The following is a 26702-nucleotide window of genomic DNA, read 5'->3' as shown; positions in this document are numbered from 1 at the left end:
CGGTTGGGCCCTATGGGCCCTTAATTTGTGACTTGCTGCTGAATGAGTGGGTTGTTGAGGGTTGGGTAGCGCGCGTTGAATGTATTGACAAGACTGCATCAGAATCCTTCGCCGATGTTGCGGCTCGTAGTCGGAGGACTGCTGGTAGTCCTGGCATTCGCGGGCGGATACGCGGTATCGGCTTGCAAGACGGTGACATTGACCGTCGACGGGGTCGCGATGCAGGTGACCACGATGAAGTCGCGGGTGATCGACGTCGTCCAAGAGAACGGTTTCGTCATCGACGAACGTGACGACCTGTATCCCGCAGGTGATGTCGCGGTGCACGACGCCGGCAAAATCGTGTTGCGACGCAGCCGCCCGCTGCAGATCTCGTTGGACGGCCATGACACCAAGCAGGTGTGGACCACCGCATCCACTGTCGACGAGGCGCTGGCCCAGCTGGCGATGACCGACACCGCGCCGGCCGCGGCCAACCGCGGCAGCCGCGTTCCGCTGGCCGGAATGGCACTGCCCGTCGTCAGCGCCAAGACCGTCCGCATCAACGACGCCGGTGTGGTCCGCAACGTGCACCTGGCGGCACCCAACGTCGCCGGCCTGCTGAGCGCCGCGGGCGCACCGCTGCTCGACAGCGACCAGGTGACGCCCCCCGCGTCCATGCCGATCGTCGACGGGATGGAAGTCCAGGTGACCCGCAACCGGATCCAGCAGGTAACCGAGCGGATCCCGCTGCCACCCAACGCCCGTCGCATCGAAGACCCGGGCATGAACATCAGCCGTCAGGTCGTCGAGGATCCGGGCAGCCCGGGCACCCAAGACGTGACCTTCTCGGTGGCCACCGTCAACGGCGTCGAGACCGGTCGGCTGCCGATCGCCAACACGGTGATCACGCCCGCCCGCGACTCGGTGGTCCGCATCGGCACCAAGCCCGGCACCGAGGTGCCTCCGGTCAGCGACGGCTCGATCTGGGATGCGATCGCCAGCTGCGAGGCCGGCGGAAACTGGGCGATCAACACCGGAAACGGGTATTACGGCGGTGTGCAGTTCGACCAGGGCACGTGGGAGCGTAACGGCGGTTTGCGGTTCGCCTCTCGCGCCGACCTCGCCACCCGCGAGGAGCAGATCACCGTTGCCGAGGTGACCCGAGAGCGCCAGGGTTGGGGCGCGTGGCCAGTGTGCAGCGGAAGAGCTGGTGCACGCTGACCGTTCGGCTACTCGGACGTACCGAGATCAGGCGGCTGGCGAAAGAACTTGAATTTCGGCCACGGAAATCCCTCGGCCAGAATTTCGTCCACGATGCCAACACGGTGCGCCGGATAGTTTCGACCTCCGGGGTAAGCCCTCTTGATCACGTCCTGGAAGTCGGGCCTGGTCTGGGATCGCTGACCCTGGCACTGCTCGACCGCGGCTCGCCCGTCACCGCCGTCGAGATCGATCCGGTGCTGGCCGAACGGCTGCCCCACACCGTCGCCGAGCACTCGAATAGCGAGAGCCAGCGCCTGACGGTGGTCAACCGCGACGTTCTGACCCTTCGCCGCGACGAGCTGGCCGTCCAGCCGACCGCGGTGGTCGCCAACCTGCCCTACAATGTCGCCGTCCCGGCGCTGCTGCACCTGCTCGCCGAGTTCCCGTCCATCCACACCGTGACGGTCATGGTGCAGGCCGAGGTCGCCGAGCGCCTGGCCGCCGAGCCGGGCGGCAAGGAATACGGCGTGCCCAGCGTCAAGGTGCGCTTCTTCGGTCGGGTTCGTCGCTGCGGCACGGTTTCGCCGACCGTCTTTTGGCCGATTCCCCGTGTCTACTCCGGGCTGGTTCGCATCGACCGGTACGCGACCTCGCCGTGGCCCACCGACGAAGCCTTCCGCCGCCAGGTGTTCGAACTGGTCGACATCGCGTTCGGGCAGCGGCGCAAGACATGTCGCAATGCGTTCGTGGACTGGGCCGGCTCGGGCAACGAGTCCGCGGATCGCTTGCTGGCCGCCAGTATCGACCCCGCCCGCCGGGGCGAGACGCTCTCCATCGACGACTTCGTGCGGTTGTGGCAGCGATCCGCCGATCGGCCCCACCGCACCGCGGAGACGACGGCACCCGCCGCCGAGCGGCAGGCCTCGGCCGGCTGACGGCGGGGCACCTGGGCACCGTTGCGTGTGATCGGCCGGTAGCAGCGATAGTCTGCTGCGGTGTCAGCGTCTGATGGCAACACCGCCGCGCAGTGGGTTCCCACCGGCTCGGTCACGGTCCGGGTGCCCGGAAAAGTCAACCTCTACCTGGCGGTCGGTGACCGCCGCGAGGACGGCTACCACGAGCTGAACACCATCTTCCAGGCCGTCTCGCTGCTCGACGAGGTGACGGTTCGTAACGCGGATGTGCTCTCGCTCGAGATCGTCGGCGAGGGCGCCGAGACGCTGCCCACCGACGAACGCAACCTCGCCTGGCAGGCCGCCGAGCTGATGGCCGAACACGTCGGCCGGGCGCCGGACGTGTCGATCATGATCGACAAGACCATTCCGGTGGCCGGCGGTATGGCCGGTGGCAGCGCCGACGCGGCGGCCGTGCTGGTCGCGATGAACTCGCTGTGGGAACTCAACGTGCCCCGCCGCGATCTGCGCGCGCTGGCCGCCCGTTTGGGCAGTGACGTGCCGTTCGCGCTGCACGGCGGGACGGCGTTGGGCACCGGCCGCGGTGAGGAGTTGGCGACCGTGTTGTCCCGCAACACCTTCCACTGGGTGTTGGCGTTCGCCGACAGTGAGCTGCTGACCCCGGCCGTCTTCGCCGAACTGGACCGGTTGCGGGAGGCGGGGGATCCGCCCCGGCTGCCCGCTCCCGGGCCGGTGCTGGCCGCCCTGGCCGCCGGCGACGCCGAGCAGCTGACGCCCCTGCTGGGCAATGAGATGCAGGCGGCCGCGGTGAGCCTGCGCCCAGCCCTGCGGCGGACCTTGCGGGCCGGTGTCCAGGCCGGGGCGCTGGCGGGCATCGTGTCCGGTTCGGGCCCGACGTGCGCCTTCCTGTGCTCGTCGGCGGCCGCCGCGGTCGACATCGGCACCGAGGTGTCCGGGGCGGGTGTGTGCCGCACGGTGCGGGTCGCCAGTGGGCCGGTCGTGGGCGCGCGCGTGGTGCCCACACCCACCGAAGTGTGAATTTTTTCCCACTCGTGTGCGTTGGTTTGGCGCTTCCCTAAGAGGAGTTTAAGATGACGCGGTGGCGGGAGGCGTTGAGCAGGATCACATAGTTCGATCGTGCGCCGGGCATTCCGGCGGACGATCGGCGAATCGGACCCGCCACGGTTTCTCGGGCCCGTTTCGCGCTCATGAAGCGACCGAACGCCGCCGGATTGCGGCGGACGCGGGCGCATCACCGATCCGAGACCTAACCGCCGCCCAACTGTGTTGGCGTGCTTGCGGCGAAGCGCTACCGGCCGGGCGGACCATGAAATCCGGGGCGTTGGTACGAGGGCTGCAACGGAGGAGGACTTTGTGAGCAGGTTTACCGAGAAGATGTACCGCAATGCCCGGTCCGTGACGACGGGCATGGTCACCGGTGAACCCCACGAACCGGTCCGCCACACCTGGGGCGAGGTCCACGAACGCGCGCGCCGTATCGCGGGTGGCCTGGCCGCGGCGGGCATCGGGCCCGGGGACGCGGTCGGTGTGCTCGCCGGTTATCCAGTGGAGATCGCGCCGACGGCGCAGGGCCTCTGGATGCGCGGGGCGAGCCTCACCATGCTGCACCAGCCCACGCCACGCACGGACCTGGCCGTATGGGCCGAGGACACCATGAACGTCATCGGCATGATCGAGGCGAAGGCCGTCGTCGTCTCGGAGCCCTTCCTGGTGGCCATCCCGGTCCTGGAGGAGAAGGGCATCCACGTCCTCACCGTCGCCGATCTGCTCGCGGCGGAGCCGATCGATCCCGTCGAGGTCGGCGAAGACGCGCTCGCACTGATGCAGCTGACGTCGGGATCCACCGGATCTCCCAAGGCGGTGCAGATCACCCACCGCAACATCTACTCCAACGCCGAGGCGATGTTCATCGGCGCCCAGTACGACGTCGATAAGGACGTCATGGTCAGCTGGCTGCCCTGCTTCCACGACATGGGCATGGTCGGATTCCTCACCATCCCCATGTACTTCGGAGCCGAGCTGGTCAAGGTCACCCCGATGGACTTCCTGCGGGACACGCTGCTGTGGGCCAAGCTCATCGACAAGTACAAGGGCACCATGACCGCGGCGCCCAACTTCGCCTACGCGCTGCTGGCCAAGCGGCTGCGCCGCCAGGCCAAGCCCGGCGACTTCGACCTGTCGACCCTGCGGTTCGCGCTGTCCGGCGCCGAGCCCGTCGAACCCGCCGACGTCGAAGACCTGCTCGATGCGGGCAAGCCGTTCGGCCTGCGGCCGTCGGCGATCCTGCCGGCCTACGGCATGGCAGAGACCACGCTGGCCGTGTCGTTCTCGGAGTGCAACGCCGGTCTGGTGGTCGACGAGGTCGACGCCGACCTGCTGGCCGCCCTGCGCCGGGCCGTACCGGCCACCAAGGGCAACACCCGCAGGCTGGCCACGCTCGGTCCGCTGCTGAAGGACCTCGAGGCGCGCATCATCGACGAGAACGGCGAGGTGATGCCGGCGCGCGGCGTCGGTGTCATCGAGCTGCGCGGTGAGTCCCTGACGCCCGGCTACCTCACCATGGGCGGCTTCATCTCGGCGCAGGACGAGCACGGCTGGTATGACACCGGTGACCTCGGCTACCTGACCGAGGAAGGCCACGTGGTGGTGTGCGGCCGCGTCAAGGACGTCATCATCATGGCGGGCCGCAACATCTATCCCACCGACATCGAGCGCGCCGCCTGCCGCGTCGAGGGTGTGCGGCCCGGCTGCGCGGTCGCCGTACGCCTGGACGCCGGCCATTCCCGCGAAACGTTCGCCGTGGCCGTGGAGTCCAACGCCTTCCAGGACCAGGCGGAGGTGCGCCGCATCGAGCACCGGGTCGCCCGTGAGGTGGTGGCCGAGGTCGACGTCCGGCCGCGCAACGTGGTGGTGCTCGGCCCGGGGACCATCCCGAAGACGCCGTCGGGCAAGCTGCGCCGGTCCACGTCGCTGGACCTGGTCACCTAGAGTCCGGCGTCGCCGCTCGTTACCAGGCGTGGACGCGGTTCTGGGCGGGCTCTAGCCCGAGTTCGATCAGCAACTCGGTGGCATCCGCTGCTTGCTCGCAGATGGTGGGAACCTCGGCGCGTTCAGCGGCACTGAAGTTCTCCAGCACGAACACCGCCGGATCCTTGCGTCCGGGCGGACGGCCGATTCCGATCCGAACACGCTGAAAGTCCTTGCTGCCCAGAGCGTTTCCGACCGAACGCAGACCGTTGTGGCCGCCCTCGCCGCCGCCGATCTTGAGGCGGATACGCCCGAAGTCCAAGTCCAGATCGTCGTGGATGACGATGACGTCGCCCGGTGTCACCGAGTAGAACTTCGCCAAAGGGCCTACCTGCCGGCCGGATTCGTTCATGTAGCAGCGCGGCTTGGCCACGATCACCGGGTGACCGGCGAGCCGGCCGCTGACGATCTCGGCGCCGGAACGCTTGTGCGCCTTGAATTTCGAACCCATCCGCGCGGCGAGCAGGTCGGCAACCATGAACCCGACGTTGTGCCGGGTCCTGGCGTAGTTGTCTCCGGGATTGCCCAGGCCGACGACCAGCAACGGCTCGGCCACGTTGTGATCCGCCTACTCGGACTCGGCTTCGGCGTCGGCGGCCTCTTCTTCGCCGGCCTCGGCCCCCTCCTCGCCTTCGGCCGCCGCTGCTTCCTCGGTGACCTCGCCGGCGCCCTCTTCGGCCAGTTCCTCCTCCGTCGGCGCGGTGACCACGTTGACCACCAGCGTCTCCGGGTCGGAGATCAGGTTGACGCCCTTGGGCAGGGTGACCTGTCCGGCCGAGAACTGGGTGCCGGGCTCGGCGCCCTCAATCGACACGGTCAACTGCTCGGGAATCGACAGGGCGTCGGCCTCGATCTCGATGGTGCTGGCGTCCTGGGTCACCAGGGTCCCGGGCACGGCGTCGCCTTCGATGACGACGCGGACTTCGACGACGACCTTCTCGCCGCGACGCACGACCAGCAGGTCGGCGTGCTGGATGGTGCGTCGAATGGGGTGGATGTCGAGCGACTTGGTCAGCGCCAGTTGCTCCTTGCCCTCGATGTCGAGGGTCAGCACCGCGTTGGTGCCCGCGTGCCGGAGCACCGCCGCGAAGTCATGGCCGGGCAACTCCAGGTGCTGCGGGGCGGACCCGTGGCCATAGAGGACGGCCGGGATCTTGCCGTCGCGGCGGGCACGCCGCGACGCACCCTTGCCGGTCTCGCCGCGGACCGCGACCTTCAACTGGTTGAGTGCTTGTTTGGCCATCTTGTCGCTCCTGTGTGCTCGCCTGTGTTTCGGGGCACGGCCAGGGTCGCGACGATTCGTCGGTCTCCGTCGATAACGGTGCTGGCCAGCCAGTCACCCTCGCCGTGACGCCCGGTCAGGCTAGCGCATTTGCACTTCAGAGGGGAAATTGGGTCTTCGTGAGCTGCTCGGATAGCGACCACAGCGCGGCCGCGGTGGCCGCGTCCCGGGCACGCCGGCTGCGCGCGACCGGCTGCGTGCGGCCGATTTGACCGAATCGCGGGCCGACGAAGGTGTCGCCCGGCAGATCCTGCGACGCCGCGTAGAGGGTTTGCCGGGCGCCGAAATCGGCGTCGGTGGCGACCACCCGCGTGACCGCCGACATCAGCGTGTCACCCAGCTTGCGGCCGGAGGCGCCCTGCAGGTTGGTATGCGAGTAGCCGGGGTGGGCGGCGAGCGCGCGCAGCGGGGAACCGGCGGCGGTGAGACGGCGCTGCAGCTCGCTGGTGAACAACAGGTTGGCGAGCTTGGACTGGCTGTAGGCCAGCCATGGGGAGTAGCGCCGGTTCTGCCAGTTCAGGTCATCGAGGTTGATGCTTCCCGGCCAGTGCGCCATCGACGACACCGTCACCACCCGATCGGTCAGCTTGGGCAGCAAGAGGTTCGTCAGCGCGAAGTGACCGAGGTGATTGGTGCCGATCTGGGTCTCGAAGCCGTCGACCGTCAGCCCGAAGGGGGCGGCCATGATTCCGGCATTGTTGATCAGCACGTCGGCCTGGCCCACCCCGTCGGCGAACCGGCGCACCGACGAGAGGTCCTGCAGGTCGAGCTCGCGCACCTCGACCTGGCCGGCCATCCGACGGGCCGCGGTCTCGCCCTTGCGGATATCGCGGACGGCCATGACGATCGTGGCCCCTCGTCGCGCCAGCTCGCGGGCGGTCACGGCGCCCAGCCCGCTGTTGGCACCGGTGATGATGACGGTTCGTTCGGCGAACGACGGTAGGTCTGCGGCGGTCCAGCCAGTCATGGCAGACAACACTAATCGCGAGGCGCGCCGGACCGCCCAGGGGCAAGGTGGTCGATTGCCTACTTCGCCGCGACGACGAATCCGTGGATGATCTTGTCGATGTCGCTCGACTGCGCCGCCGCCTGATTGGCGAACCCGGTGATGGTCAGCTGCACCAGATAACGCTGGTGCGCGGGCGGTGAGCCCGTCGCGATGACGATGCGGTTCCAGCTGTGCAGCCGCATGCCGCCCTCGAGGTCGTAGCTGCCCTGGATCATCGACGAGGGGAAGCCGTTGTAGGGCGCGCCCGAGGCGTCCAGCTGCTTGAAGTTTTCGAACAGTTGCGCATCGTCGTTGCCGTGCTTGATGACCTGCGCCGGGTCGAAGTCGCCGTTGAGCTTGAACACCACCAGCCGCGCCGTCGGGAACTTGCCGCCCTGCGAGATGATCAGGGTTTGCGGGCTGATGTTCGGGCTGGTGAACGGCGACCAGCCCGGGGGAGTCGGGATCGACACGGTCAGGTCGGGCAGCGATCCCGGCGCCACCGGCTCTCCGGTCACCCCGATGCTTTGCAGATACTGCGACAGCGGAACCGGCTTCTCCGCCGGCTTGGTTGTCGTGGCCGCCGACGTCGTCGACAAGATCGATTGATAGTCAGGCGGTTTTGGCGCGCAACCCGCGGCGAAGCACGCCGTCGCAACCATCGCGGCAGCGGTCAGCAGGCGGCAGGGCCGATTCACAGAATCTCGCGGACCGCGTCGATCGGGCGGGCCAGCCGGGTGCCCTTCGGCGTGACGACGAAGGGTCGTTCGATGAGGATGGGGTGTTCGGCCATGGCGTCGAGCAACTGGTCGTCACTCGCCTCCGCGAGATTCAGCTCTTCATAGAGCGACTCGCGCTTGCGGACCGCGGTGCGCACGTCGACGCCCGCTTCGCGGATCATCTTCACCAGCTCGGCGCGCGACGGCGGAGTCTTCAGGTACTCGACCACGGTGGGTTCAAAGCCGTTGTCGCGCAGCAGGTCCAGCGTCTTACGGGAGGTGCTGCAGCGTGGGTTGTGGAAGATAACGGCGTCGTCTGGCTTGGCCGCCATCTAGGCGTCTCCGTCGAACAGCCCGGTGACCGAACCGTTTTCGAATACCGCGCGGATGGTGCTGGCCAGCAGGGGCGCGATGGACAGGACCGTCAGCTGGGGGAAACGCTTCTCCTCGCCGATGGGCAGGGTGTTCGTCACGATCACTTCCCGGGCGCCGCAGGCGGCCAAGCGCTCGGCGGCCGGATCGGAGAGCACGCCGTGCGTTGCCGCGATGATCACGTCACCGGCGCCCTCGTCGCGCAGCAACTTGACCGCGCCGGCGATGGTGCCACCGGTGTCGATCATGTCGTCGATCAGGACACAGGTCCGTCCCTGCACCTCACCGACGACGCGGTTGGACACCACCTGGTTGGGCACCCGCGGGTCGCGGGTCTTGTGAATGAAGGCCAGCGGGACGCCGCCCAGCGCGTCGGCCCATTTCTCGGCGATGCGTACCCGGCCGGAGTCGGGGGAGACGACCACCATGTTGCCGTCGGGGTAGTTGTCGCGGATGTAGCCGGTCAGCAGGTTCTGCCCGCGCATGTGATCGACGGGTCCATCGAAGAAGCCCTGAATCTGGTCTGTGTGCAGGTCGACGGTGACGATCCGGTCCGCGCCGGCCGTCTTGAGCAGGTCGGCAACCAGCCGAGCCGAGATCGGCTCGCGGCCGCGGTGCTTCTTGTCCTGCCGGGCGTACGGGTAGAACGGCATGACCGCGGTGATCCGCTTTGCGCTGCCCCGCTTGAGGGCGTCGATCATGATCAGCTGTTCCATCAGCCAGTTGTTGACCGGGTCGGGGGCCGACTGCAGGACGAAAGCGTCGCAGCCGCGCACCGATTCGTGGAACCGCACGAAGATCTCGCCGTTGGCGAACTCCCGCGCGGTCTGTGCGGTGACGTGGACGTCGAGCTCTTTGGCCACCTGCTCGGCCAGCTCCGGATGCGCGCGGCCGGAGAAAAGCATCAAATTTTTGCGGTTATCGGTCCAGTCGTGGCTCAACGCACTGCCCTCGCCAAATCGGGGTGGGGGATGGAAGGCCCCATCGTACGAAGCGAATCGTACGGAACGATGGCCGGGTTGCCAGCTAGCAAATTCACGGTGTCGATTCGGCTTCTGGTGCTTGGCCGGCGTCGGAGACCTGTGGGGCGCTCTGACCGGCGGCTTTCTCGGCGGCCTCAGCCGCCTGCGCGGCCGCACTGCCCGGGCGCTTGCGGCGCACCCAACCTTCGATGTTGCGTTGCGGACCCGCGGATACCGCCAGCGTTCCGGGCGGGACGTCGTCGCGCACCACCGTGCCCGCTCCGGTGTAGGCGCCGTCGCCGACGGTCACCGGCGCCACGAACATGGTGTCCGAGCCGGTGCGCACGTGCGAACCGATGGTGGTCCGCCGTTTGGATTCGCCGTCGTAGTTGACGAACACGCTGGACGCGCCGATGTTGCTGTGTTCGCCGATGTCGGCGTCCCCGACGTAGGTCAGGTGCGGCACTTTGGAGCCGGTGCCGATGGTGGCGTTCTTCGTCTCGACGAACGCGCCGAGCTTGCCGTCGTCGCCGAGCACGGTCCCGGGCCGCAGGTAGGTGAACGGCCCGACGGTCGCGCCGGCACCGATCGACGACGCGGTGCCGTGGGTGCGCACCACCGAGGCGCCATCGCCGACGCTGACGTCGGTCAGGGTGGTGTCCGGGCCGACGACGCAGTGACTCCCGACCTGAGTCCGGCCGAGCAGCTGCGTACCGGGCTGGATGACGGTGTCGCGCCCGACGCTGACGTCGACGTCGATCCAGGTGGTCGCGGGGTCGACGATGGTGACGCCGGCCAGCTGGTGGGCCGCGACGATGCGGCGGTTCAGTTCCGCGCCCAACTGCGCGAGTTGGACGCGGTTGTTGACGCCGGCCACCAGGGCGCTGTCGTCGACGTGGCGGGCGTGGATGGCCAGGCCGTCGCCGCGCAGGATGGCGATGACGTCGGTCAGATAGAGCTCGTGCTGGGCGTTGTTGGAGCTCAACCGGTTCAGCGCGGAGCGCAGCGCCGCGGTGTCGAAGGCGTAGACGCCGGCGTTGACCTCACGGATCTCGCGTTGCGAGGGTGTGGCATCGGCGTGTTCCACGATTGCCATCACCTCGTTGTCCTGGGTGCGCAGGATGCGGCCGTAACCGCTGGGGTCGCTCACCGTCGTGGTCAGCACGGTGACCGCGGCCGGGGCCGCGCTGTGGGTGGCGATCAGGTCGGCCAAGGTGTCGGCGTCGAGGAGGGGGGTGTCGCCCGAGGTGACGACGACCACCCCGGCGTAGTCGGGGGGCAGCGCCGACAGGCCGCACAGCACGGCGTCGCCGGTGCCGCGGGGGCGGTCCTGCAGCGCGACCTCGACGGGACGGCCCAGGGCGTCGGCCCAGTCGGCCACCAGTGGCGCGATGCGCTCATGATCGTGGCCCAGGACCACGGCCAGGTGTTGGGGAGCCACCTTGGTGATGGTGTGCAGGAGATGGGCCAGCATGCTGCGCCCGCCGATGGTGTGCAGGACTTTTGGGGTGTCCGACCGCATCCGGGTGCCGGGCCCGGCCGCCAGCACCAGGACCGCGGTATCACCGGGAGACGACATCAACCCTCCTCTTCGGGTATGTCCCGCACGCGCTGCGCGCGCAGGCGCCGACACGCCGTCAAGCGTGTCACTTCATCTGCGGTGAAGGCAAAAAACGAGACATTTCGCAATGACAATGTGAAGCTCCGTCGCCAGGACTCGAACCTGAACTATCTGAACCAAAATCAGAGGTGCTGCCGATTACACCACGACGGATCGCTGACCCATGGCGAGCGGCGGGTTGACACCGACCGCGCCATGAAGACTTTAGTCTGACGACGATGCAGGCCGCTTGTCGGCCGCTGAACCGCCGGACGCCCGATACGCTGATTGACGTGGCCGTGCTGGACCGTGACCCGGACAAGGTGGAGAAGGAAGCGCGGGCGCCGCGCGCGCGGATGACCGGCACCGAGCGCCGCCAACAGCTCGTCGGCATCGCGCGCACGCTGTTCGCCGAACGCGGCTACGAAGGCACCTCGATCGAGGAGATCGCGCTGCGCGCTAATGTGTCCAAACCGGTCGTCTACGAGCACTTCGGCGGCAAGGAAGGCCTGTACGCCGTGGTCGTCGACCGCGAGATGTCGGCGCTGCTCGACGGCATCACCTCGTCGCTGACCAACAACCGGTCCCGGGTGCGCGTCGAGCGGGTGGCACTGGCGCTGCTCACCTACGTCGAACAGCGCACCGACGGCTTCCGGATCATGATCCGCGACTCGCCGGCGGCGATCAGCTCGGGCACGTACTCCAGCCTGCTCAATGACGCCGTCAACCAGGTCAGCTCCATCCTGGCCGGCGATTTCTCCCGGCGTGGCCTCGATCCCGGGCTGGCGCCGCTGTACGCCCAGGCACTCGTCGGCTCCGTGTCGATGACGGCGCAGTGGTGGCTCGATACGCGGGAGCCCAAGAAGGAAGTGGTGGCGGCCCACCTGGTCAACCTGATGTGGAACGGGCTGACCCACCTGGAGGCCGATCCTCGGCTGCAGGACGAGTAACCAGCTAACCCGATGGTGGCGACCCGCTGCGCCCGGCTACGCCGCGCTTGCGATCGCCACTAGCCGCAGTCGCGGGCCAGCAGGTCGGCAACGGTCTCCCGGCGAACCAGTTCGCGGACACGCCCGTCCCTGACCGCCACCAGCGCGGGACGGCCGACCATGTTGTAGTTCGACGCCATGCTGTGGTGGTAGGCGCCGGTGCAGGCCACGGCCAGCAGGTCACCGGGATGCAGGTCCGCCGGCAGTTCGACGTCGCGGGCGATCTCGTCGCCCGCCTCGCAATGCCGGCCGACGACGGTGACCCGCTGCTTGAGTCCCAACGAATGCCGGTTGGCCAGCGCGGCCGTGTATTGCGCGCCGTACAGCGACACCCGCGGGTTGTCGCTCATGCCGCCGTCGACAGCGACGAACGTGCGGCCACCCGGCTGGGTTTTGATCGAGCACACCCGGTACAGCGTCACCCCGGCCCGGCCGCAGATGGCCCGCCCCGGTTCCACGACGATCTGCGGCCGCGGGAAATGCTCGGCGGCGCAGCCCTCGTCGAGAGCGTTCTCGATGACGTCGGCCAGCTGCTCGAGATTGAGAACGCGATCGCCGGGGACGTAGGGGACGGCGTGCCCGCCGCCGATGTTCAGCTCGGTGAGGATGACGCCGTGTCGGGCCCGGATGTCGGCCATCGCGGCGATCATCCTGTGGATCGCCTCCCCGTACAGGGCGGGGTCGGACACCTGCGAGCCGATGTGGCAGTGCAGGCCGACGAGGTCGAGGATCGGGTGCGACAGCACCCGCTGGGCCGCGACGTCGGCCCGGTCGCCGTGCAGCGTGAACCCGAACTTCTGGTCGCTGATGCCGGTGGTGACGGCCCGGTGGCCGTGGATGTCGATGTCCGGGGTCACCCTTATGAGCACCCGCTGGCGCCGCTGCGCCAGGCCGGCGAGGTAGGCGATCTCCATGCCGGAATCCAGCACGATGCGCCCCACGCCGACGCGCACCGCCTCGCGCAGCTCCTCGGGCGATTTCGCGTTGCCGTGCATGACGATGCGTGCCGGGTCGACTCCACCGGCGAGGGCGACGGCCAGCTCGCCGCCGGAGCAGACGTCGAGGCCGAGGCCCTCTTCGCGGGCCCAGCGGGCGACCGCGGTGCTCAATAGCGACTTCCCGGCGTAGATCACATCGACGCCGCGCAGCGTTTTGCGGTAGCGGCGGGCGCGATGCCGGAAGTCGGTTTCGTCGATGACGTAGGCCGGTGTGTGGAACTCGTCTGCGATATCGGCCAGTGGTACACCGCCGACGCACAGCCTGCCCTCCTCGTCGGGATGGGCGGTGATGGGCCAGATCGCGGGATCGAAACGCGCGGAAGCCGCCTGACCGAGTGACGGCAGGATGTCCAGCAATGTCATGAATTCAACGTGCGCCCGCGGGTAACCCGGTGGTGCACTCCTTACGCTCTCTTGACGGCAGCGAGCCCGATTTTGACGGGGTTCGGTGTGTCCGGTGCCGCCCCTAGAATGGAATTCATCATGACCGCACCGGGGGCTGCTCGCCCAGAAACCCCGATCGCGGGGCTCGTTGAATTGGCGCTCACCGCGCCGACCTTCCAGCAGTTGATCGACAGCGCGGCCGCTTCGCCGGCCGAATTACACCTGGTGGGTCCAGCCAGCGCACGGCTGTTTGTCGCCAGTGCGCTGGCGCGGTTGGGTCCTTTGCTGGTAGTCACCGCGACCGGGCGCGAAGCCGATGACTTGACCGCTGAACTGCGCGGTGTCTTCGGCGATGCCGTCGCGGTCTTCCCGTCGTGGGAAACGCTGCCGCACGAGCGACTTTCGCCCGGCGTCGATACCGTCGGCGCCCGTTTGACGGTGTTGCGCCGGCTGGCCCATCCCGACGACCCGCGGCTGGGTCCGCCCCTGCGGGTGGTGGTGACCGCGGTGCGCTCGCTGCTGCAGCCGATGACGCCGCAGCTGGGGCTGGTGGAGCCGGTCACGTTGAGCGTTGGCGCGGAGATCGAATTCGAGAGCGTGATCACCCGGCTCGCCGAGCTGGCCTACACCCGGGTGGACATGGTGGGCCGGCGCGGCGAATTCGCCGTGCGCGGAGGCATTCTCGACGTTTTCCCGCCGACCGCCGAGCACCCGGTGCGCATCGAGTTCTGGGGCGACGAGGTCAGCGAGATGCGGATGTTCTCGGTCGCCGACCAGCGCTCGATCCCCGAGATCGAGGTCGACACCCTGATCGCGGTGGCCTGCCGCGAACTGCTGCTGACCGATGAGGTGCGGGAGCGCGCCGCCGAACTGGCCGCGCGGCACCGCACCACCGAGCCCGCCATCACCGGCAGCGTCACCGACATGCTGGCCAAGATCGCCGAGGGCATCGCGGTCGACGGCATGGAGGCGCTGTTGCCGGTGCTTCGGCCCGGCGAGCACGTGCTGCTGACCGACCAATTGGCCGAGCGCACACCGGTCTTGCTCTGTGACCCGGAGAAGGTCCGCACCCGCGCCGCCGACCTGATCAAGACCGGCAGCGAATTCCTCGAAGCATCGTGGTCGGTCGCCGCGCTGGGTACTGACGCCCCGGTCGACGTAGCGCAGTTCGGCGGATCGGGTTTCGCCGAACTCGATGAGGTGCGAGCCGCGGCGGCTCGCGGCGGGCATCCGTGGTGGACGCTGAGCCAGCTGTCCGACGAGTCGGCCGTAGAGCTGGAGATCCGCTCGGCGCCGTCGGCCCGGGGACACCAGCACGACATCGACGGCATCTTCGCGATGCTGCGCGCGCACGTCAGCACGGGCGGCTACGCCGTCGTCGTCGCGCCGGGCACCGGGACCGCGCATCGCGTGGTGGAGCGGTTGGCCGAGTGCGACACCCCCGCCGCCATGCTCGAATCCGGTGCGGCGCCCAAGGCCGGCGTGGTCGGTGTGCTCAAGGGACCGCTGCACGACGGCGTCATCATCCCGGGCGCCTCGTTGGTGGTGATCACCGAGACGGATCTGACCGGCAGCCGGGTGACGGCCGTCGAGGGCAAGCGCCTGGCGGCCAAGCGGCGCAACACCGTTGATCCGCTGGCGCTGACCGCCGGCGATCTGGTGGTGCACGATCAGCACGGCATCGGCCGGTTCGTGGAGATGGTGGAGCGCACCGTCGGCGGCGCCCGGCGCGAGTACCTGGTGCTCGAATACGCCTCGAGCAAGCGTGGCGGCGGATCGGACAAGCTTTACGTGCCGATGGATTCGCTGGACCAGCTGTCGCGGTACGTCGGCGGGCAGGCGCCCGCGCTGAGCAAACTGGGCGGCAGCGACTGGACCAACACCAAGACCAAGGCCCGCCGCGCCGTGCGCGAGATCGCCGGCGAGCTGGTGTCGCTGTACGCCAAGCGGCAGGCCAGCCCCGGGCACGCGTTCGGCCCGGACACCCCCTGGCAGGCGGAGATGGAGGACGCGTTCGGCTACACCGAGACCGTTGACCAGCTGACCGCGATAACCGAGGTCAAGGGGGATATGGAAAAGCCGATCCCGATGGACCGGGTGATCTGCGGCGACGTCGGCTACGGCAAGACCGAGATCGCGGTGCGGGCGGCGTTCAAGGCGGTCCAGGACGGGAAGCAGGTCGCCGTGCTGGTGCCCACCACCCTGCTGGCCGACCAGCATCTGCAGACCTTCAGCGACCGGATGACCGGATTTCCGGTGACCGTCAAGGGCCTGTCCCGGTTCACCGACGCGGCCGAATCCAAGGCCGTCATCGAGGGCCTGGCCGACGGATCGGTGGACGTGGTGATCGGCACGCACCGGCTGCTGCAGACCGGGGTGCGGTGGAAGGACCTCGGCCTGGTCGTGGTCGACGAGGAGCAGCGGTTCGGCGTCGAGCACAAAGAGCACATCAAGTCGCTACGCACCCACGTCGACGTGCTGACCATGAGCGCCACCCCGATACCGCGGACGCTGGAGATGAGCCTGGCCGGGATCCGCGAGATGTCGACGATCCTGACGCCGCCCGAGGAGCGGTATCCCGTGCTGACCTACGTCGGCCCGCAGGACGACAAGCAGGTCGCGGCCGCCCTGCGGCGCGAGCTGCTCCGCGACGGGCAGGTCTTCTACGTGCACAACCGCGTCAGCTCGATCGACCGGACGGCGGCCCGGATCCGGGAGCTGGTGCCCGAGGCGCGGGTGGTCGTCGCGCACGGACAGATGCCCGAAGAACGGCTCGAGCGCACGGTGCAGGGGTTCTGGAACCGCGAATACGACATTCTGGTGTGCACCACGATCGTGGAGACCGGGCTGGACATCTCCAACGCCAACACGCTGATCGTCGAGCGCGCCGACACCTTCGGTCTCTCGCAGCTGCACCAGCTGCGCGGCCGGGTCGGCCGCAGCCGAGAGCGCGGCTACGCCTACTTCCTGTATCCGCCGCACTCGCCGCTGACCGAGACGGCCTACGACCGGCTGGCCACCATCGCGCAGAACAACGAGCTGGGCGCGGGCATGGCCGTTGCGATGAAGGATCTCGAGATCCGCGGCGCCGGCAACGTGCTGGGAGTCGAGCAGTCCGGGCACGTCGCCGGGGTCGGGTTCGACCTGTACGTCCGGTTGGTGGGCGAAGCGGTGGAGGCCTACCGGGCGGCCGCCGACGGCCAGACCGTCACCACCACCGAGGAGCCGAAGGACGTGCGGATCGACCTGCCGGTCGACGCGCATCTGCCGCCGGACTACATCGCCAGTGACCGGCTGCGCCTGGAGGGCTACCGGCGGCTGGCCGCGGCGGCCACCGACGGCGAGATCGACGCGGTCGTCGAGGAGCTCATCGACCGGTACGGGCCGCTGCCCGAACCGGCCCTGCGGCTGGTGGCGGTGGCGCGGCTGCGGCTGCTGTGCCGCGGCGCCGGCATCACCGAGGTGTCGGCGGCGTCGGCGTCGACCGTGCGGCTCTCGCCGATGACGCTGCCGGATTCCGCTCAGGTGCGGCTCAAGCGGATGTATCCGGCCGCGAGCTACCGCGCCACGACGTCGACGGTGCAGGTTCCCATCCCGCGGGCCGGCGGGGTCGGCGCACCCCGGCTGCGTGATGTCGAGCTGGTGCAGATGGTGGCCAACCTGGTGACGGCACTGCAGGGTAAACCGCAGACCGACATTGGTATAACGAGTGAACTGCCTGCGTCGATGGCAAGTGAGCGATGATCAGCGCCCGCGACGACGCAGTGGGGGTACTCCTTCTCAACGCGCTGCGGCTGGGGGGACCCCCGCCCGCTTGCGGGGGACGAAGCGATGAGAAGGAGGGGCGCACATGATCGTCGTCTTGTTCGACCCCCGCCGCCCCTCGCTGGTGCCCGTCGAAGCGATCGAGCACATCAGCGGTGAGGTGCAATACACCGAAGAAATGCCCGTCGCGGTGCCCTGGTCGCTGCCCGCGGCGCGCCCGGTGCACTCCGGTGAAGACGCCCCGGTGCTGCTGTCGTCGGACCGCGACCACCCCGCCGTCGTCGCCCGGTTGGCGGCCGGTGCCCGGCTGATCTCGGCGCCCGAGACGCCGCGCGGTGAACGGCTGGTCGATGCCGTGGCGATGATGGACAAACTGCGCACCGCCGGGCCGTGGGAGAGCGAGCAAACGCACGACTCCCTGCGCAGATTCCTGCTGGAGGAGACCTACGAACTGCTGGACGCGGTCGGCAGCGGCAATGCCGACCAGTTGCGCGAAGAGCTGGGCGACGTGCTGCTGCAGGTGCTGTTCCACGCCCGCATCGCCGAGGACGCGTCGCAGTTCCCCTTCACCATCGACGACGTCGCCGCTACCCTGATGCGCAAACTGGGCAATCGGGTGCCGGGAGTGCTTGCGGGACAATCTATTTCGCTCGAAGAACAGTTGGCCCAGTGGGAAGAGCGCAAAGCGGCCGAAAAGCCACGCAAATCGGTGATGGACGATGTGCACACCGGGCAGCCCGCATTGGCGTTGGCCCAGAAGGTCATTGCGCGCGCCGGCAGAGCGGGCCTGCCGGCCGACCTGATTCCCGAGGCGATCAGTTCGATTTCAGTGTCGGCCGATGTTGATGCCGAAAGTGCCCTGCGCGCCGCCGTTCTGGATTTCGTCGAGACGGTCCGCCAAGTCGAGCGGACGATCTCGGCCGCTCGCCGCGGCACCGATGTTCCCGAGGAGTTCGACCTGGCCCCGCTCGGCGAGATCTCCGAAGAGGAGTGGCGTGAGAACTGGCCTGCGGTCCCAGCGGCAGTAGACGAGCGGCCGCAGGAGTCGGTGGCCGACGACGACGGTGCGGCCGACCCCGACTTGGTCGAGGTGGAGTCCAGCGCCGACGCCGCGGCGGGTGATAGCTGACCGAACGGCAACGCCCTTACCGCGGCCCCGCCGCGCCTAATTTCACACTTTCGCCCGTCGCTGCGAGCGATCACCGAAATGTTTGCCGAATTTGCCGTTGTGGGGTCGGTAATATCGTGGATGAGGTTGCGAATTCCCGTGGTCGGCACCGGTCTGGGCGCGCTAGCCAAGGCGACCAGCAGCTAACCAATGATTAGCTGAGGCCGGCGAGGGTTCGGTGCGTCGAGGCCCGCGTCAACCGGGTAGCCGCCGAACGCATGGGACGATGGTGTGGCGGAAGTTGGTGCAGGCGAGTTTAGGGGAGCTCAGGAAAGCATGGTGTCGCCGAGGCGTTGGATGCGCGCGGCCGCCGTGATCGGCGCGACCGCGATCGTGCTGGCCTCTAGCTGTACCTGGCAGCTCAGCCTGTTCATTCCCGACGGCGTCCCGCCGCCGGCCGGGGATCCGGTGCCGGCGGTCGACACCCATGCCAGCGGCCGGCCCGCGGATCAGTTGCGCGAGTGGGCGGCGCAGCGGTCGGCGGCGCTGGAGATCCCGGTGATCGCGCTCGAGGCCTATGCCTACGCGGCCCGCGTCGCCGAAGTCGAAAACCCGAAATGCCACATCGCCTGGACCACGCTGGCCGGCATCGGCCAGGTCGAGAGTCACCACGGCACCTATCGCGGCGCGCGACTGGCCCCCAACGGCGATGTGAGCCCCCCGATTCGGGGCGTCCGCCTCGACGGCAGCGGCGGCACCCTGCGCATCGTCGACAGCGAGGAAGCGGTCACCGACGGGGACGGCGTGACGCGCGCCATGGGGCCGATGCAGTTCATCCCGGAGACTTGGCGGCTCTATGGTGTCGACGCTCACAATGACGGCCGGGTCAGCCCGGACAACATCGACGACGCCGCCCTCGCGGCGGCCGGCTATCTGTGTTGGCGTGGAAAGGATCTCGGAACCCCCCGCGGCTGGATCACCGCGCTGCGCGCCTACAACAACTCCGGTGTCTACGCCCGGGCGGTCCGCGATTGGGCAACCGCCTACGCGAAGGGTCACCCGCTGTAGCAGGATGTATCGCTGACCGGCGAAAGCACGCACCGGCGACCGGGCAAGTCTAGGCAAGGAGAACTCAGTGCCGATTATCGAGCAGGTCGGGGCCCGCGAGATCCTCGATTCCCGCGGTAACCCGACAGTCGAGGTCGAGATAGCCCTGATCGACGGGACCTTTGCCCGCGCGGCGGTGCCGTCCGGCGCGTCGACGGGTGAGCACGAGGCCGTCGAACTGCGCGACGGCGGAGAGCGTTACGGCGGCAAGGGTGTGCGGAAAGCGGTGCAGGCCGTGCTGGACGAGATCGGTCCCGCGGTGATCGGCCTGAACGCGGATGATCAGCGGTTGGTGGACCAGGCGCTGCTGGACCTGGATGGCACGCCCGACAAGTCGAGGCTGGGTGGCAACGCGATCCTGGGTGTGTCCCTGGCCGTGGCGAAGGCCGCTGCCGATTCCGCCGAGCTGCCGCTGTTCCGTTACCTCGGCGGTCCGAACGCGCACATCCTGCCGGTGCCGATGATGAACATCCTCAACGGCGGCGCGCACGCCGACACCGCCGTCGACATCCAGGAGTTCATGGTCGCGCCGATCGGCGCGCCCAGCTTCGCCGAGGCGCTGCGCTGGGGCGCCGAGGTATATCACGCGCTGAAGTCGGTGCTCAAGAAGGAGGGTCTGAGCACGGGCCTGGGCGACGAGGGCGGTTTCGCCCCCGACGTCGCGGGCACCACCGCGGCCCTGGATTTGATCAGCCGCGCCATCGAGTCGGTCGGTTTCAAGCTCGGCGCCGACGTGGCGCTGGCCCTCGACGCGGCCGCCACCGAGTTTTTCACCGACGGGACCGGCTACAAGTTCGAGGGCGCGACCCGCACCGCCGAGCAGATGGCGGAGTTCTACGCCGGTCTGCTCGGCTCGTACCCGCTGGTGTCTATCGAAGACCCGCTGTCAGAAGACGATTGGGACGGCTGGGTGACGTTGACCGCGTCGATCGGTGAGCGGGTGCAGCTGGTGGGCGATGACATCTTCGTCACCAATCCCGAGCGGCTGGAAGAGGGCATCGACAAGGGCGTCGCAAACGCGTTGCTGGTCAAGGTGAATCAGATCGGCACGCTGACCGAGACCCTGGACGCTGTCGCGCTGGCCCACCACAGCGGCTATCGCACGATGATGAGCCACCGCAGCGGCGAGACCGAGGACACCACGATCGCCGACCTGGCGGTGGCCGTCGGCAGCGGGCAGATCAAGACCGGCGCGCCGGCCCGCAGCGAGCGTGTCGCCAAGTACAACCAGCTGCTGCGAATCGAAGAGGCGCTCGGTGACGCCGCCCGCTACGCCGGTGACCTGGCCTTCCCCCGGTACGCCGTGGAGGCGAAATAGCTTGACGTTCAACGGCTGACATGGCTGACGCGAAACGGTCCGACTCGAAGCGGCGCTCCCCGGCATCCCGCCCGGGGAAGGCCGGCGATTCGGGTCGGGGCCGTCGCACCGCCAAGCCGTCCTCCAAGCCGTCTTCGCGGACGTCGCCCACCGCGAACCAGGCCGGCCGGACCCCCACCCGAACGCAGCAAGAGCATGTCGTCGAACCCATCGCGCGCCAAGCCGCCGAATCCGTTGAGCAGCGCTCCGAGCAACGGCTGGGCTTCACGGCGCGCCGCGCGGCGGTGCTCGCGGCGGTGGTCTGTGTGCTGACGTTGACCATCGCCGGACCGGTCCGCACCTACTTTGCTCAGCGCACCGAGATGAATCAGCTGGCCGCCACCGAGGCTGCGCTGCGCAGCCAGGTCGCGGAGTTGGAGCAGCGAAAGGCCAAACTCGCTGACCCGGCCTACATTGCGGCGCAGGCCCGCGAGCGGCTCGGATTCGTCAAGCCCGGAGACATCCCATTCCAGGTTCAGCTTCCGCCGTCGGCTGCCGAACCCACGCAGCCGGGATCCCCGTCGGCGAAGCCGGCCAACGGCGATCCTTGGTACACATCGCTGTGGCACACCATCGCCGACGCCCCGCACCTGCCACCGGCCAATTCGCCTGCGCCACCACCGCCTCCGGCCGAACCGGGATCGCCCGGTCCGGCACCCGCCCCGAATCCCCCGGGTCCCGGTGGCTGAGCATGCCGACCTGGAAGCGGTGGCGCGCCAGCTCGGGCGCGAGCCGCGCGGGGTACTCGACATCGCCTACCGCTGTCCCAATGGTGAACCCGGCGTGGTGAAGACCGCGCCGAAACTGCCTGACGGCACGCCGTTTCCGACGTTGTACTACCTGACCCATCCGGCGCTGACGGCCGCCGCCAGCAGGCTGGAGACCACCGGGTTGATGCGCGAGATGACCGAGCGACTCGCGCGGGACGCCGAGTTGGCCGCCGCCTACCGGCGCGCCCACGAGTCGTATCTGGCAGAACGAGACGCGATCGAATCACTGGGGACCACCTTCTCCGGCGGCGGAATGCCCGACCGGGTCAAGTGTCTGCACGTGCTGATCGCCCATTCGCTGGCCAAGGGCCCCGGCGTCAATCCGTTCGGCGACGAGGCGCTGGCGATCCTGGCGGGCGAGCCCGCGATGGACGGCATTTTGGTGGCAGGCCAGTGGTGAACGGCAGGCTGGCGGGAATCGACTGCGGTACCAACTCAATCCGGTTGCTGATCGCCGAGTTCGATAGTGGCCGGCTGCGCGAGGTGCATCGGGAGACGCGGATCGTGCGGCTGGGTCAGGGTGTCGACGCGACCGGTGAGTTTGCGCCGGAAGCGATAGCGCGCACCCGCGCGGCGCTCACCGATTACGCGGCTTTGATCGACGAGCACGGCGTGCGGCGGGTGCGAATGGTGGCGACATCCGCCGCCCGCGATGTCGCCAACCGCGACGCCTTCTTTGCGATGACGGCCGAGGTGCTGGGTGCGGTGCTGCCCGGAGCGGTGGCGGAGGTGATTACCGGCGCCGAAGAGGCCGAGCTTTCTTTCCGCGGAGCCGTCAGCGAGTTGGACAGTGCGGCGGGACCTTTCGTCGTCGTCGACCTGGGTGGGGGCTCCACCGAGATCGCGGTCGGCGCCGGTGTCGAAGGCGGAGTGACGGCCAGCTACTCGGCCGACATCGGCTGCGTCCGGCTGACCGAACGCTGCCTGCATTCCGACCCGCCGACGCCCGAGGAGGTCGCGACGGCGCGCCTGGTGGTGCGCGAACGACTCGAGGTTGCGCTGGGGGTGGTGCCCGTCGAGGGCGCGAACACGTGGGTCGGACTGGCCGGGACCATGACCACGTTGTCCGCGCTGGCCCGTAACATGACGGCGTATGACTCTGCGGCCATTCATCTTTCGCGCGTTCCCGGCCACGACCTGTTGTCGGTGTGTGAACGGCTGATCGGCATGACGCGCGCCGAGCGCGCGGCGCTGCCGCCGATGCACGAGGGCCGGGCCGATGTGATCGGCGGGGGCGCGATCGTGGTCGAGGAGCTGGCGCGCGAGCTGCGCGCCCGCGCGGGCATCGACGAGTTGATGGTCAGCGAGCACGACATCCTGGACGGCATCGTGTTGTCCGTCGTCGAATAGATCACACACGCCACACCGGCCTCTAGAACAGTGGGCACACCTTTAGCCCGCCTCGTAGCGACAACTTCGGCGGTGTCGTACCCGTGTGCGACCGTCCGGGGATGAACCTTCGCGGAATTGAATTGCGCTACGTGCTCTCGATGCAACTGGCGGTGCATGGGCCGGCGACCATCGCCGAATTGATCGACGCGCTGCAATGGCACAGCTTTGGGGTGCGCGGAAGACCATCGAAGGCGATCTCGGATGCGTTGCGGTGGGAGATCGAACGCGGCAGGGTGCGGAGACTCGGACGGGGCCGGTACGGGCCCGGGTACATGCCGCGCGGCACCGAACATCGAATCCATCAGCGCGTGCTGGCATTACGCGAGGCCGCCCGGTTGTCGCTATGAGGCGGGCACGTGACTAACCCAACTGCGCGGAGGTCAAAGTGGCGGGTGGGACACAGCGGGTGGGACGCAGCAGGTGGGATGCAGCGGGTCGGACGGAGCCGGTGGCACGACGCCCGTGGTGCATTCCGGAACGCGCGGGCACGGCCGATGATGCTCACGCCTCGAAGCGATACCCCATGCCCGACTCGGTGAGCAGGTGCTTGGGGTGCGACGGGTCATTCTCGAGCTTGCGGCGCAGCTGCGCGAGATATACACGCAGGTAATGCGTTTCGGTCGCGTACGCCGGGCCCCACACCTCTTTGAGGAGTTCCTCGCGGCCGACCAGCTTGCCGCGGTTGCGGACGAGGACCTCGAGCATTCCCCATTCGGTCGGGGTGAGGTGGACTTCGCTGCCGTCCCTGGTGACCTTCTTGGCGGCCAGGTCGACGGTGAACGATTCGGTTTCGATCACCGGCTGCTCCAGCTCCGAGGCGGCGGTGTTGCGGCGCACCGCCGCCCGCAGCCGCGCCAGGAACTCGTCCATGCCAAAGGGTTTCGTCACATAGTCGTCGGCGCCGGCGTCGAGCGCCTCGACCTTGTCCGACGAATCGGTGCGCGCCGACAACACGATCACAGGTGCGGTGAGCCAGCCGCGGAGACCGGCCAGCACCTCGATGCCGGAGATGTCGGGCAGGCCGAGGTCGAGGATCACCACGTCGGGTTTGTGCTCGGCGGCCGCGCGCAATGCGCCGGCACCGCTGGACGCGGTGATCACCTCATAGCCCCGCACAGACAGGTTGATGCGCAGCGCACGCAAGATCTGCGGCTCGTCGTCGATCACCAGCACGCGGGTCATCACGCATCCACCGCCTGTGGCGCAGCCAAATCCACGATCACGGTCAGCCCGCCGCCCGGGGTGTCGGTGGCCGTGATCGTCCCGCCCATCGCTTCGACGAAGCCCCGCGCCACCGACATTCCCAGGCCGACACCGATGGTGTTGTCGTTGTCCCCGAGTCGTTGAAACGCTTCGAAGATCTGTTCTTCGGCCCCGTGCGGAATCCCGGGGCCTTCGTCGATGACGTTGATCAGCACGCGATCACCCACCCGGCCGGCGTTCACCCGGACCACACAGTTGGGTGCGTAGCGCAGCGCGTTGTCGATCAGGTTGGCCAGCACCCGTTCAAGCAGCCCCGCGTCGGCCATCACCATGGCGTCGGCCACGTCGACCTTGACTCGATCGATCGCGGACCGGAAGAACCCGGTGGCGCCCTTGCCGATGCTGACCAGGGCCCGTTGCACGGTCTCCTCGAGATACACCCGGCTGAGCTCCGGGTGGATCACCCCGGCGGCCAGACGCGATGAGTCGAGCAGGTTTCCGACCAGCGCGGTCAGCTGGTCGATCGACTCCTCGATGGTGGCAAGCAATTCCGCGGTGTCGGCGGGGGAGAAGGCGACGTCCTCGGCGCGCAGGCTGGAGACGGCGACCTTGGCCGCCGCCAGCGGCGTGCGCAAATCGTGGCTGACCGCCGACAACAGCGAGCGCCGAAGTTCGTCGGCCCGGACGATCGCCTCGGCGCGGCTCGCCTCTTCGGCGAGCTCACGCTGTCTGATCAAACCCGCGGCCTGCTTGGCCACCGCGCCCAATACCCGGCGGTCCCGCGCGGACAGCTTCCTGCCGGCCAACAACATCCAGAACTCGTCGTCACCTACCTCGATCGCGGTGTCGGCCAAATCGACGGTGACGCACGGATCCCTGCCGACACACGCGACCACGTCACCCCTCCTGCCGTCGCCGCGCTCCTCCTCGCTGGGTCCACGAAGCATGCTGACCGCGCGTTGCGAGTAGGTCTCTCGTACCCGTTCCAGCAGCGTCTCGAGATCGGCCCCCCGCAGCACCGACCCCGCGAACAGGGTCAAAAGCTCGGCCTCCTGCGAGGCGCGCCGGGCCTCGCGGCTGCGCTTGGCGGCGCCGTCGACCAGGACGGCGACCGCGACCGCGATCAGCAGCAGCACCAGTTCGGTGACCGCCGCATCGGGCTCGGCGATGGTGAACGTGTGTCGGGGCGCGGTCAGGAAATAGTTCAGCAACAGGCTGGACAGCACCGCCGAAACCACCGCCGGGGCAACGCCTCCCAGCAGCCCGACCAGCAGGACGCCGACGAAGAACAGGGCGCTGTCGCCGCTGGTGCCCAGGTACGGGTCAAGCGCCGTGACGATCACCGCGCAGATGGCCGACGGCACGATGAAGGCCGCCAGCCACGACGCGACCCGCCGCTCGCTGGGCGCCAGGGAGGCCGAGCGAAAGCCGCGTTTGGATTCCTCGTGCGTGACCAGGTGCACGTCGATCTTGCCCGACAGCTCGACGATCCGCGCGCCGATGCCCTCCTCGAAGACGCGCGCCCACCGCGACCGCCGCGAGGTGCCGATCACCAACTGCGTGGCGTTCATCTCGCGGGCGAAATCGAGTAGGGCAGTGGGCACATCGTCACCGACCACGGTATGCAGCGACGCGTCCAGGCTGCTCGCCAGCTCCCGGATCTTGCCCATCCGCGCTTCCGAGAGGCCCGCCAGCCCGTCGCCGCGGATGACGTGCACCACCATGAGCTCGGCGGTGGACTTCGACGCGATCCGCGAGGCGCGTCGCACCAGCGTCTCGGATTCGGGACCACCGGTGACCGCCACGACCACCCGCTCGCGGGCCTCCCACATGTCGGTGATCTTGTTCTCCGCGCGGTATTTAGCCAGCGCGGTGTCGACCTGGTCGGCAAGCCACAGCAGCGCCAGTTCCCTTAGCGCGGTCAGGTTTCCACGCCGGAAGTAGTTGGACAACGCCGCATCGATGCGATCCGGTGCATAGACGTTGCCATGAGATAGCCTGCGGCGCAGCGCTTCTGGTGTAATGTCGATGAGCTCGACCTGAGACGCCTGTCGGACAACCGAGTCAGGTACCGTCTCCTTCTGCTCTATGCCGGTGATCTGGGCGACGACGTCGTTCAGACTTTCCAGGTGTTGCACGTTGACCGTTGAGATCACCGTGATCCCGGCGTCGAGCAGTTCCTCCACGTCTTGCCATCGCTTGGCATTCTTGCTGCCCGGCGTATTGGTATGTGCGAGTTCGTCGACGAGGACGACTTGGGGGCGGCGCTCCAGGACCGCCGGCACGTCCAGTTCGGCGAAGCGGCCGCCGCGATAATCGATGTAGCGCGGCGGGATGAGCTCGATGCCCTCAAGCAGCTCAGCGGTTTTCGACCGCCCGTGGGTCTCCACCACTCCGCCGACCAGATCGGTGCCGCGTTCCAGTCGCCGATGTGCCTCGCCCAGCATCGAGTACGTCTTACCCACGCCTGGAGCCGCACCAAGGTAGATGCGCAGCTCCCCGCGTTTGGGATGGTGGTCGCGGAGGCTGACGTCACTCACGTCAACCATCATCCCCCCT

The 26702-nt window shown here is 68.4% G+C and carries 23 protein-coding genes, 1 tRNA gene and 1 pseudogene; 14 read left to right on the top strand and 11 right to left on the bottom strand.

Going from position 1 to position 26702, the window contains the following annotated elements:
* The first annotated feature begins 75 nt into the window (after positions 1-75).
* The 4 genes from AC5Y4H_RS04010 (at position 76) to AC5Y4H_RS03995 (ending at position 5108) form a co-directional block, all read left to right on the top strand.
* The gene (locus AC5Y4H_RS04010; protein ID WP_499978763.1) at positions 76-1203 is read left to right on the top strand and encodes a resuscitation-promoting factor; all 1128 of its coding nucleotides are present in this window, start codon (positions 76-78) and stop codon (positions 1201-1203) included.
* Positions 1167-2120, top strand: coding sequence for a 16S rRNA (adenine(1518)-N(6)/adenine(1519)-N(6))-dimethyltransferase RsmA (rsmA, locus tag AC5Y4H_RS04005; RefSeq protein WP_499978761.1), 954 nt, complete (start codon positions 1167-1169; stop codon positions 2118-2120). Before AC5Y4H_RS04010 ends, rsmA begins: the two co-directional genes overlap by 37 nt.
* Before the next feature lie 60 nt (positions 2121-2180).
* Positions 2181-3137, top strand: a complete 957-nt coding sequence (locus AC5Y4H_RS04000) for a 4-(cytidine 5'-diphospho)-2-C-methyl-D-erythritol kinase (protein WP_499978759.1) — start codon at positions 2181-2183, stop codon at positions 3135-3137.
* Between the two features lie 336 nt (positions 3138-3473).
* On the top strand, positions 3474-5108 hold the full coding sequence (locus AC5Y4H_RS03995) for a fatty acyl-AMP ligase (protein ID WP_499978757.1): 1635 nt from the start codon (positions 3474-3476) through the stop codon (positions 5106-5108).
* 19 nt (positions 5109-5127) lie between these two features.
* On the opposite strand, the gene pth is transcribed toward AC5Y4H_RS03995, so the two are convergent.
* The 8 genes from pth to AC5Y4H_RS03955 all read right to left on the bottom strand — a co-directional run bounded on the left by pth (position 5128) and on the right by AC5Y4H_RS03955 (position 11244).
* Positions 5128-5703, bottom strand: coding sequence for an aminoacyl-tRNA hydrolase (pth, locus tag AC5Y4H_RS03990; protein WP_499978755.1), 576 nt, complete (start codon positions 5701-5703; stop codon positions 5128-5130).
* Positions 5704-5715: 12 nt separating this feature from the next.
* Positions 5716-6390 (bottom strand): 50S ribosomal protein L25/general stress protein Ctc, encoded by a 675-nt coding sequence (locus tag AC5Y4H_RS03985; RefSeq protein WP_499978751.1) that lies wholly within the window; start codon positions 6388-6390, stop codon positions 5716-5718.
* Positions 6391-6526: 136 nt separating this feature from the next.
* Positions 6527-7396, bottom strand: coding sequence for an oxidoreductase (locus AC5Y4H_RS03980; protein WP_499978750.1), 870 nt, complete (start codon positions 7394-7396; stop codon positions 6527-6529).
* A 59-nt stretch (positions 7397-7455) separates the two neighbouring features.
* On the bottom strand, positions 7456-8079 hold the full coding sequence (locus tag AC5Y4H_RS03975; RefSeq protein WP_499979148.1) for an LpqN/LpqT family lipoprotein: 624 nt from the start codon (positions 8077-8079) through the stop codon (positions 7456-7458).
* A 32-nt stretch (positions 8080-8111) separates the two neighbouring features.
* Entirely contained in the window at positions 8112-8468 is a 357-nt protein-coding gene (gene arsC, locus AC5Y4H_RS03970) for an arsenate reductase (glutaredoxin) (RefSeq protein ID WP_499978749.1), read from the bottom strand.
* A complete protein-coding gene (locus AC5Y4H_RS03965) occupies positions 8469-9449 on the bottom strand; it encodes a ribose-phosphate diphosphokinase (protein WP_499918417.1) in 981 nt (326 codons plus the stop codon).
* Between the two features lie 94 nt (positions 9450-9543).
* Positions 9544-11049: a bifunctional UDP-N-acetylglucosamine diphosphorylase/glucosamine-1-phosphate N-acetyltransferase GlmU gene (gene glmU, locus AC5Y4H_RS03960; RefSeq protein WP_499978747.1), complete on the bottom strand. Its 1506-nt coding sequence runs from the start codon at positions 11047-11049 to the stop codon at positions 9544-9546.
* Positions 11050-11172: 123 nt separating this feature from the next.
* Positions 11173-11244, bottom strand: a tRNA-Gln gene (locus AC5Y4H_RS03955).
* Positions 11245-11426: 182 nt separating this feature from the next.
* On the opposite strand from AC5Y4H_RS03955, the gene AC5Y4H_RS03950 reads away from it, so the two are divergent.
* Positions 11427-12020 (top strand): TetR/AcrR family transcriptional regulator, encoded by a 594-nt coding sequence (locus AC5Y4H_RS03950; RefSeq protein ID WP_156656103.1) that lies wholly within the window; start codon positions 11427-11429, stop codon positions 12018-12020.
* 59 nt (positions 12021-12079) lie between these two features.
* Here the strand turns inward: AC5Y4H_RS03950 and lysA are convergent, their stop codons facing one another.
* Positions 12080-13420: a diaminopimelate decarboxylase gene (gene lysA, locus AC5Y4H_RS03945; RefSeq protein WP_499978746.1), complete on the bottom strand. Its 1341-nt coding sequence runs from the start codon at positions 13418-13420 to the stop codon at positions 12080-12082.
* Between the two features lie 120 nt (positions 13421-13540).
* Between lysA and mfd the strand changes: the two genes are divergently transcribed.
* The 9 genes and pseudogenes from mfd to AC5Y4H_RS03900 all read left to right on the top strand — a co-directional run bounded on the left by mfd (position 13541) and on the right by AC5Y4H_RS03900 (position 23287).
* The gene (gene mfd, locus AC5Y4H_RS03940) at positions 13541-17185 is read left to right on the top strand and encodes a transcription-repair coupling factor (protein WP_499978745.1); all 3645 of its coding nucleotides are present in this window, start codon (positions 13541-13543) and stop codon (positions 17183-17185) included.
* Between the two features lie 5 nt (positions 17186-17190).
* Positions 17191-17295: pseudogene (locus AC5Y4H_RS03935) on the top strand (hypothetical protein); the annotation flags it as partial.
* A complete protein-coding gene (locus tag AC5Y4H_RS03930) occupies positions 17292-18335 on the top strand; it encodes a nucleoside triphosphate pyrophosphohydrolase (protein ID WP_499978743.1) in 1044 nt (347 codons plus the stop codon). The pseudogene AC5Y4H_RS03935 and the gene AC5Y4H_RS03930, both read left to right, overlap by 4 nt.
* A 318-nt stretch (positions 18336-18653) precedes the next feature.
* Complete coding sequence (locus AC5Y4H_RS03925) at positions 18654-19382, top strand: lytic transglycosylase domain-containing protein (RefSeq protein WP_499979145.1); 729 nt, start codon at positions 18654-18656, stop codon at positions 19380-19382.
* A gap of 67 nt (positions 19383-19449) precedes the next feature.
* Positions 19450-20739, top strand: a complete 1290-nt coding sequence (eno, locus tag AC5Y4H_RS03920; RefSeq protein WP_499978742.1) for a phosphopyruvate hydratase — start codon at positions 19450-19452, stop codon at positions 20737-20739.
* 20 nt (positions 20740-20759) lie between these two features.
* The gene (locus AC5Y4H_RS03915) at positions 20760-21467 is read left to right on the top strand and encodes an FtsB family cell division protein (protein WP_499978741.1); all 708 of its coding nucleotides are present in this window, start codon (positions 20760-20762) and stop codon (positions 21465-21467) included.
* The gene (locus AC5Y4H_RS03910; protein ID WP_499978740.1) at positions 21460-21948 is read left to right on the top strand and encodes a DUF501 domain-containing protein; all 489 of its coding nucleotides are present in this window, start codon (positions 21460-21462) and stop codon (positions 21946-21948) included. Before AC5Y4H_RS03915 ends, AC5Y4H_RS03910 begins: the two co-directional genes overlap by 8 nt.
* Positions 21942-22898, top strand: a complete 957-nt coding sequence (locus AC5Y4H_RS03905; RefSeq protein ID WP_499978738.1) for a Ppx/GppA phosphatase family protein — start codon at positions 21942-21944, stop codon at positions 22896-22898. Before AC5Y4H_RS03910 ends, AC5Y4H_RS03905 begins: the two co-directional genes overlap by 7 nt.
* A gap of 101 nt (positions 22899-22999) precedes the next feature.
* Positions 23000-23287, top strand: a complete 288-nt coding sequence (locus AC5Y4H_RS03900) for a hypothetical protein (RefSeq protein ID WP_499978737.1) — start codon at positions 23000-23002, stop codon at positions 23285-23287.
* A 154-nt stretch (positions 23288-23441) separates the two neighbouring features.
* On the opposite strand, the gene AC5Y4H_RS03895 is transcribed toward AC5Y4H_RS03900, so the two are convergent.
* Together AC5Y4H_RS03895 and AC5Y4H_RS03890 are read right to left on the bottom strand one after the other, a co-directional pair.
* Positions 23442-24122, bottom strand: a complete 681-nt coding sequence (locus AC5Y4H_RS03895; RefSeq protein ID WP_499978736.1) for a response regulator — start codon at positions 24120-24122, stop codon at positions 23442-23444.
* Entirely contained in the window at positions 24122-26695 is a 2574-nt protein-coding gene (locus AC5Y4H_RS03890; protein WP_499978734.1) for a DUF4118 domain-containing protein, read from the bottom strand. Before AC5Y4H_RS03890 ends, AC5Y4H_RS03895 begins: the two co-directional genes overlap by 1 nt.
* Positions 26696-26702: the final 7 nt, after the last annotated feature.

Source organism: Mycobacterium sp. NGS58 (genome assembly GCF_059812385.1).
The sequence above is the reverse complement of the archived record's forward strand: the minus strand, read 5'-3'. Positions and strand labels throughout refer to the sequence as shown.

Excerpts from the sequence above, each read along its gene's own strand:
- AC5Y4H_RS03985 (WP_499978751.1), bottom strand. The coding sequence starts at position 6,390 with ATGGCCAAACAAGCACTCAACCAGTTGAAGGTCGCGGTCCGCGGCGAG.
- AC5Y4H_RS03980 (WP_499978750.1), bottom strand. The coding sequence starts at position 7,396 with ATGACTGGCTGGACCGCCGCAGACCTACCGTCGTTCGCCGAACGAACC.
- AC5Y4H_RS03975 (WP_499979148.1), bottom strand. The coding sequence starts at position 8,079 with ATGGTTGCGACGGCGTGCTTCGCCGCGGGTTGCGCGCCAAAACCGCCT.
- arsC (WP_499978749.1), bottom strand. The coding sequence starts at position 8,468 with ATGGCGGCCAAGCCAGACGACGCCGTTATCTTCCACAACCCACGCTGC.
- glmU (WP_499978747.1), bottom strand. The coding sequence starts at position 11,049 with ATGTCGTCTCCCGGTGATACCGCGGTCCTGGTGCTGGCGGCCGGGCCC.
- AC5Y4H_RS03950 (WP_156656103.1), top strand. The coding sequence starts at position 11,427 with ATGACCGGCACCGAGCGCCGCCAACAGCTCGTCGGCATCGCGCGCACG.
- lysA (WP_499978746.1), bottom strand. The coding sequence starts at position 13,420 with ATGACATTGCTGGACATCCTGCCGTCACTCGGTCAGGCGGCTTCCGCG.
- mfd (WP_499978745.1), top strand. The coding sequence starts at position 13,541 with ATGACCGCACCGGGGGCTGCTCGCCCAGAAACCCCGATCGCGGGGCTC.
- AC5Y4H_RS03930 (WP_499978743.1), top strand. The coding sequence starts at position 17,292 with ATGATCGTCGTCTTGTTCGACCCCCGCCGCCCCTCGCTGGTGCCCGTC.
- AC5Y4H_RS03915 (WP_499978741.1), top strand. The coding sequence starts at position 20,760 with ATGGCTGACGCGAAACGGTCCGACTCGAAGCGGCGCTCCCCGGCATCC.
- AC5Y4H_RS03900 (WP_499978737.1), top strand. The coding sequence starts at position 23,000 with ATGAACCTTCGCGGAATTGAATTGCGCTACGTGCTCTCGATGCAACTG.
- AC5Y4H_RS03895 (WP_499978736.1), bottom strand. The coding sequence starts at position 24,122 with ATGACCCGCGTGCTGGTGATCGACGACGAGCCGCAGATCTTGCGTGCG.
- AC5Y4H_RS03890 (WP_499978734.1), bottom strand. The coding sequence starts at position 26,695 with ATGATGGTTGACGTGAGTGACGTCAGCCTCCGCGACCACCATCCCAAA.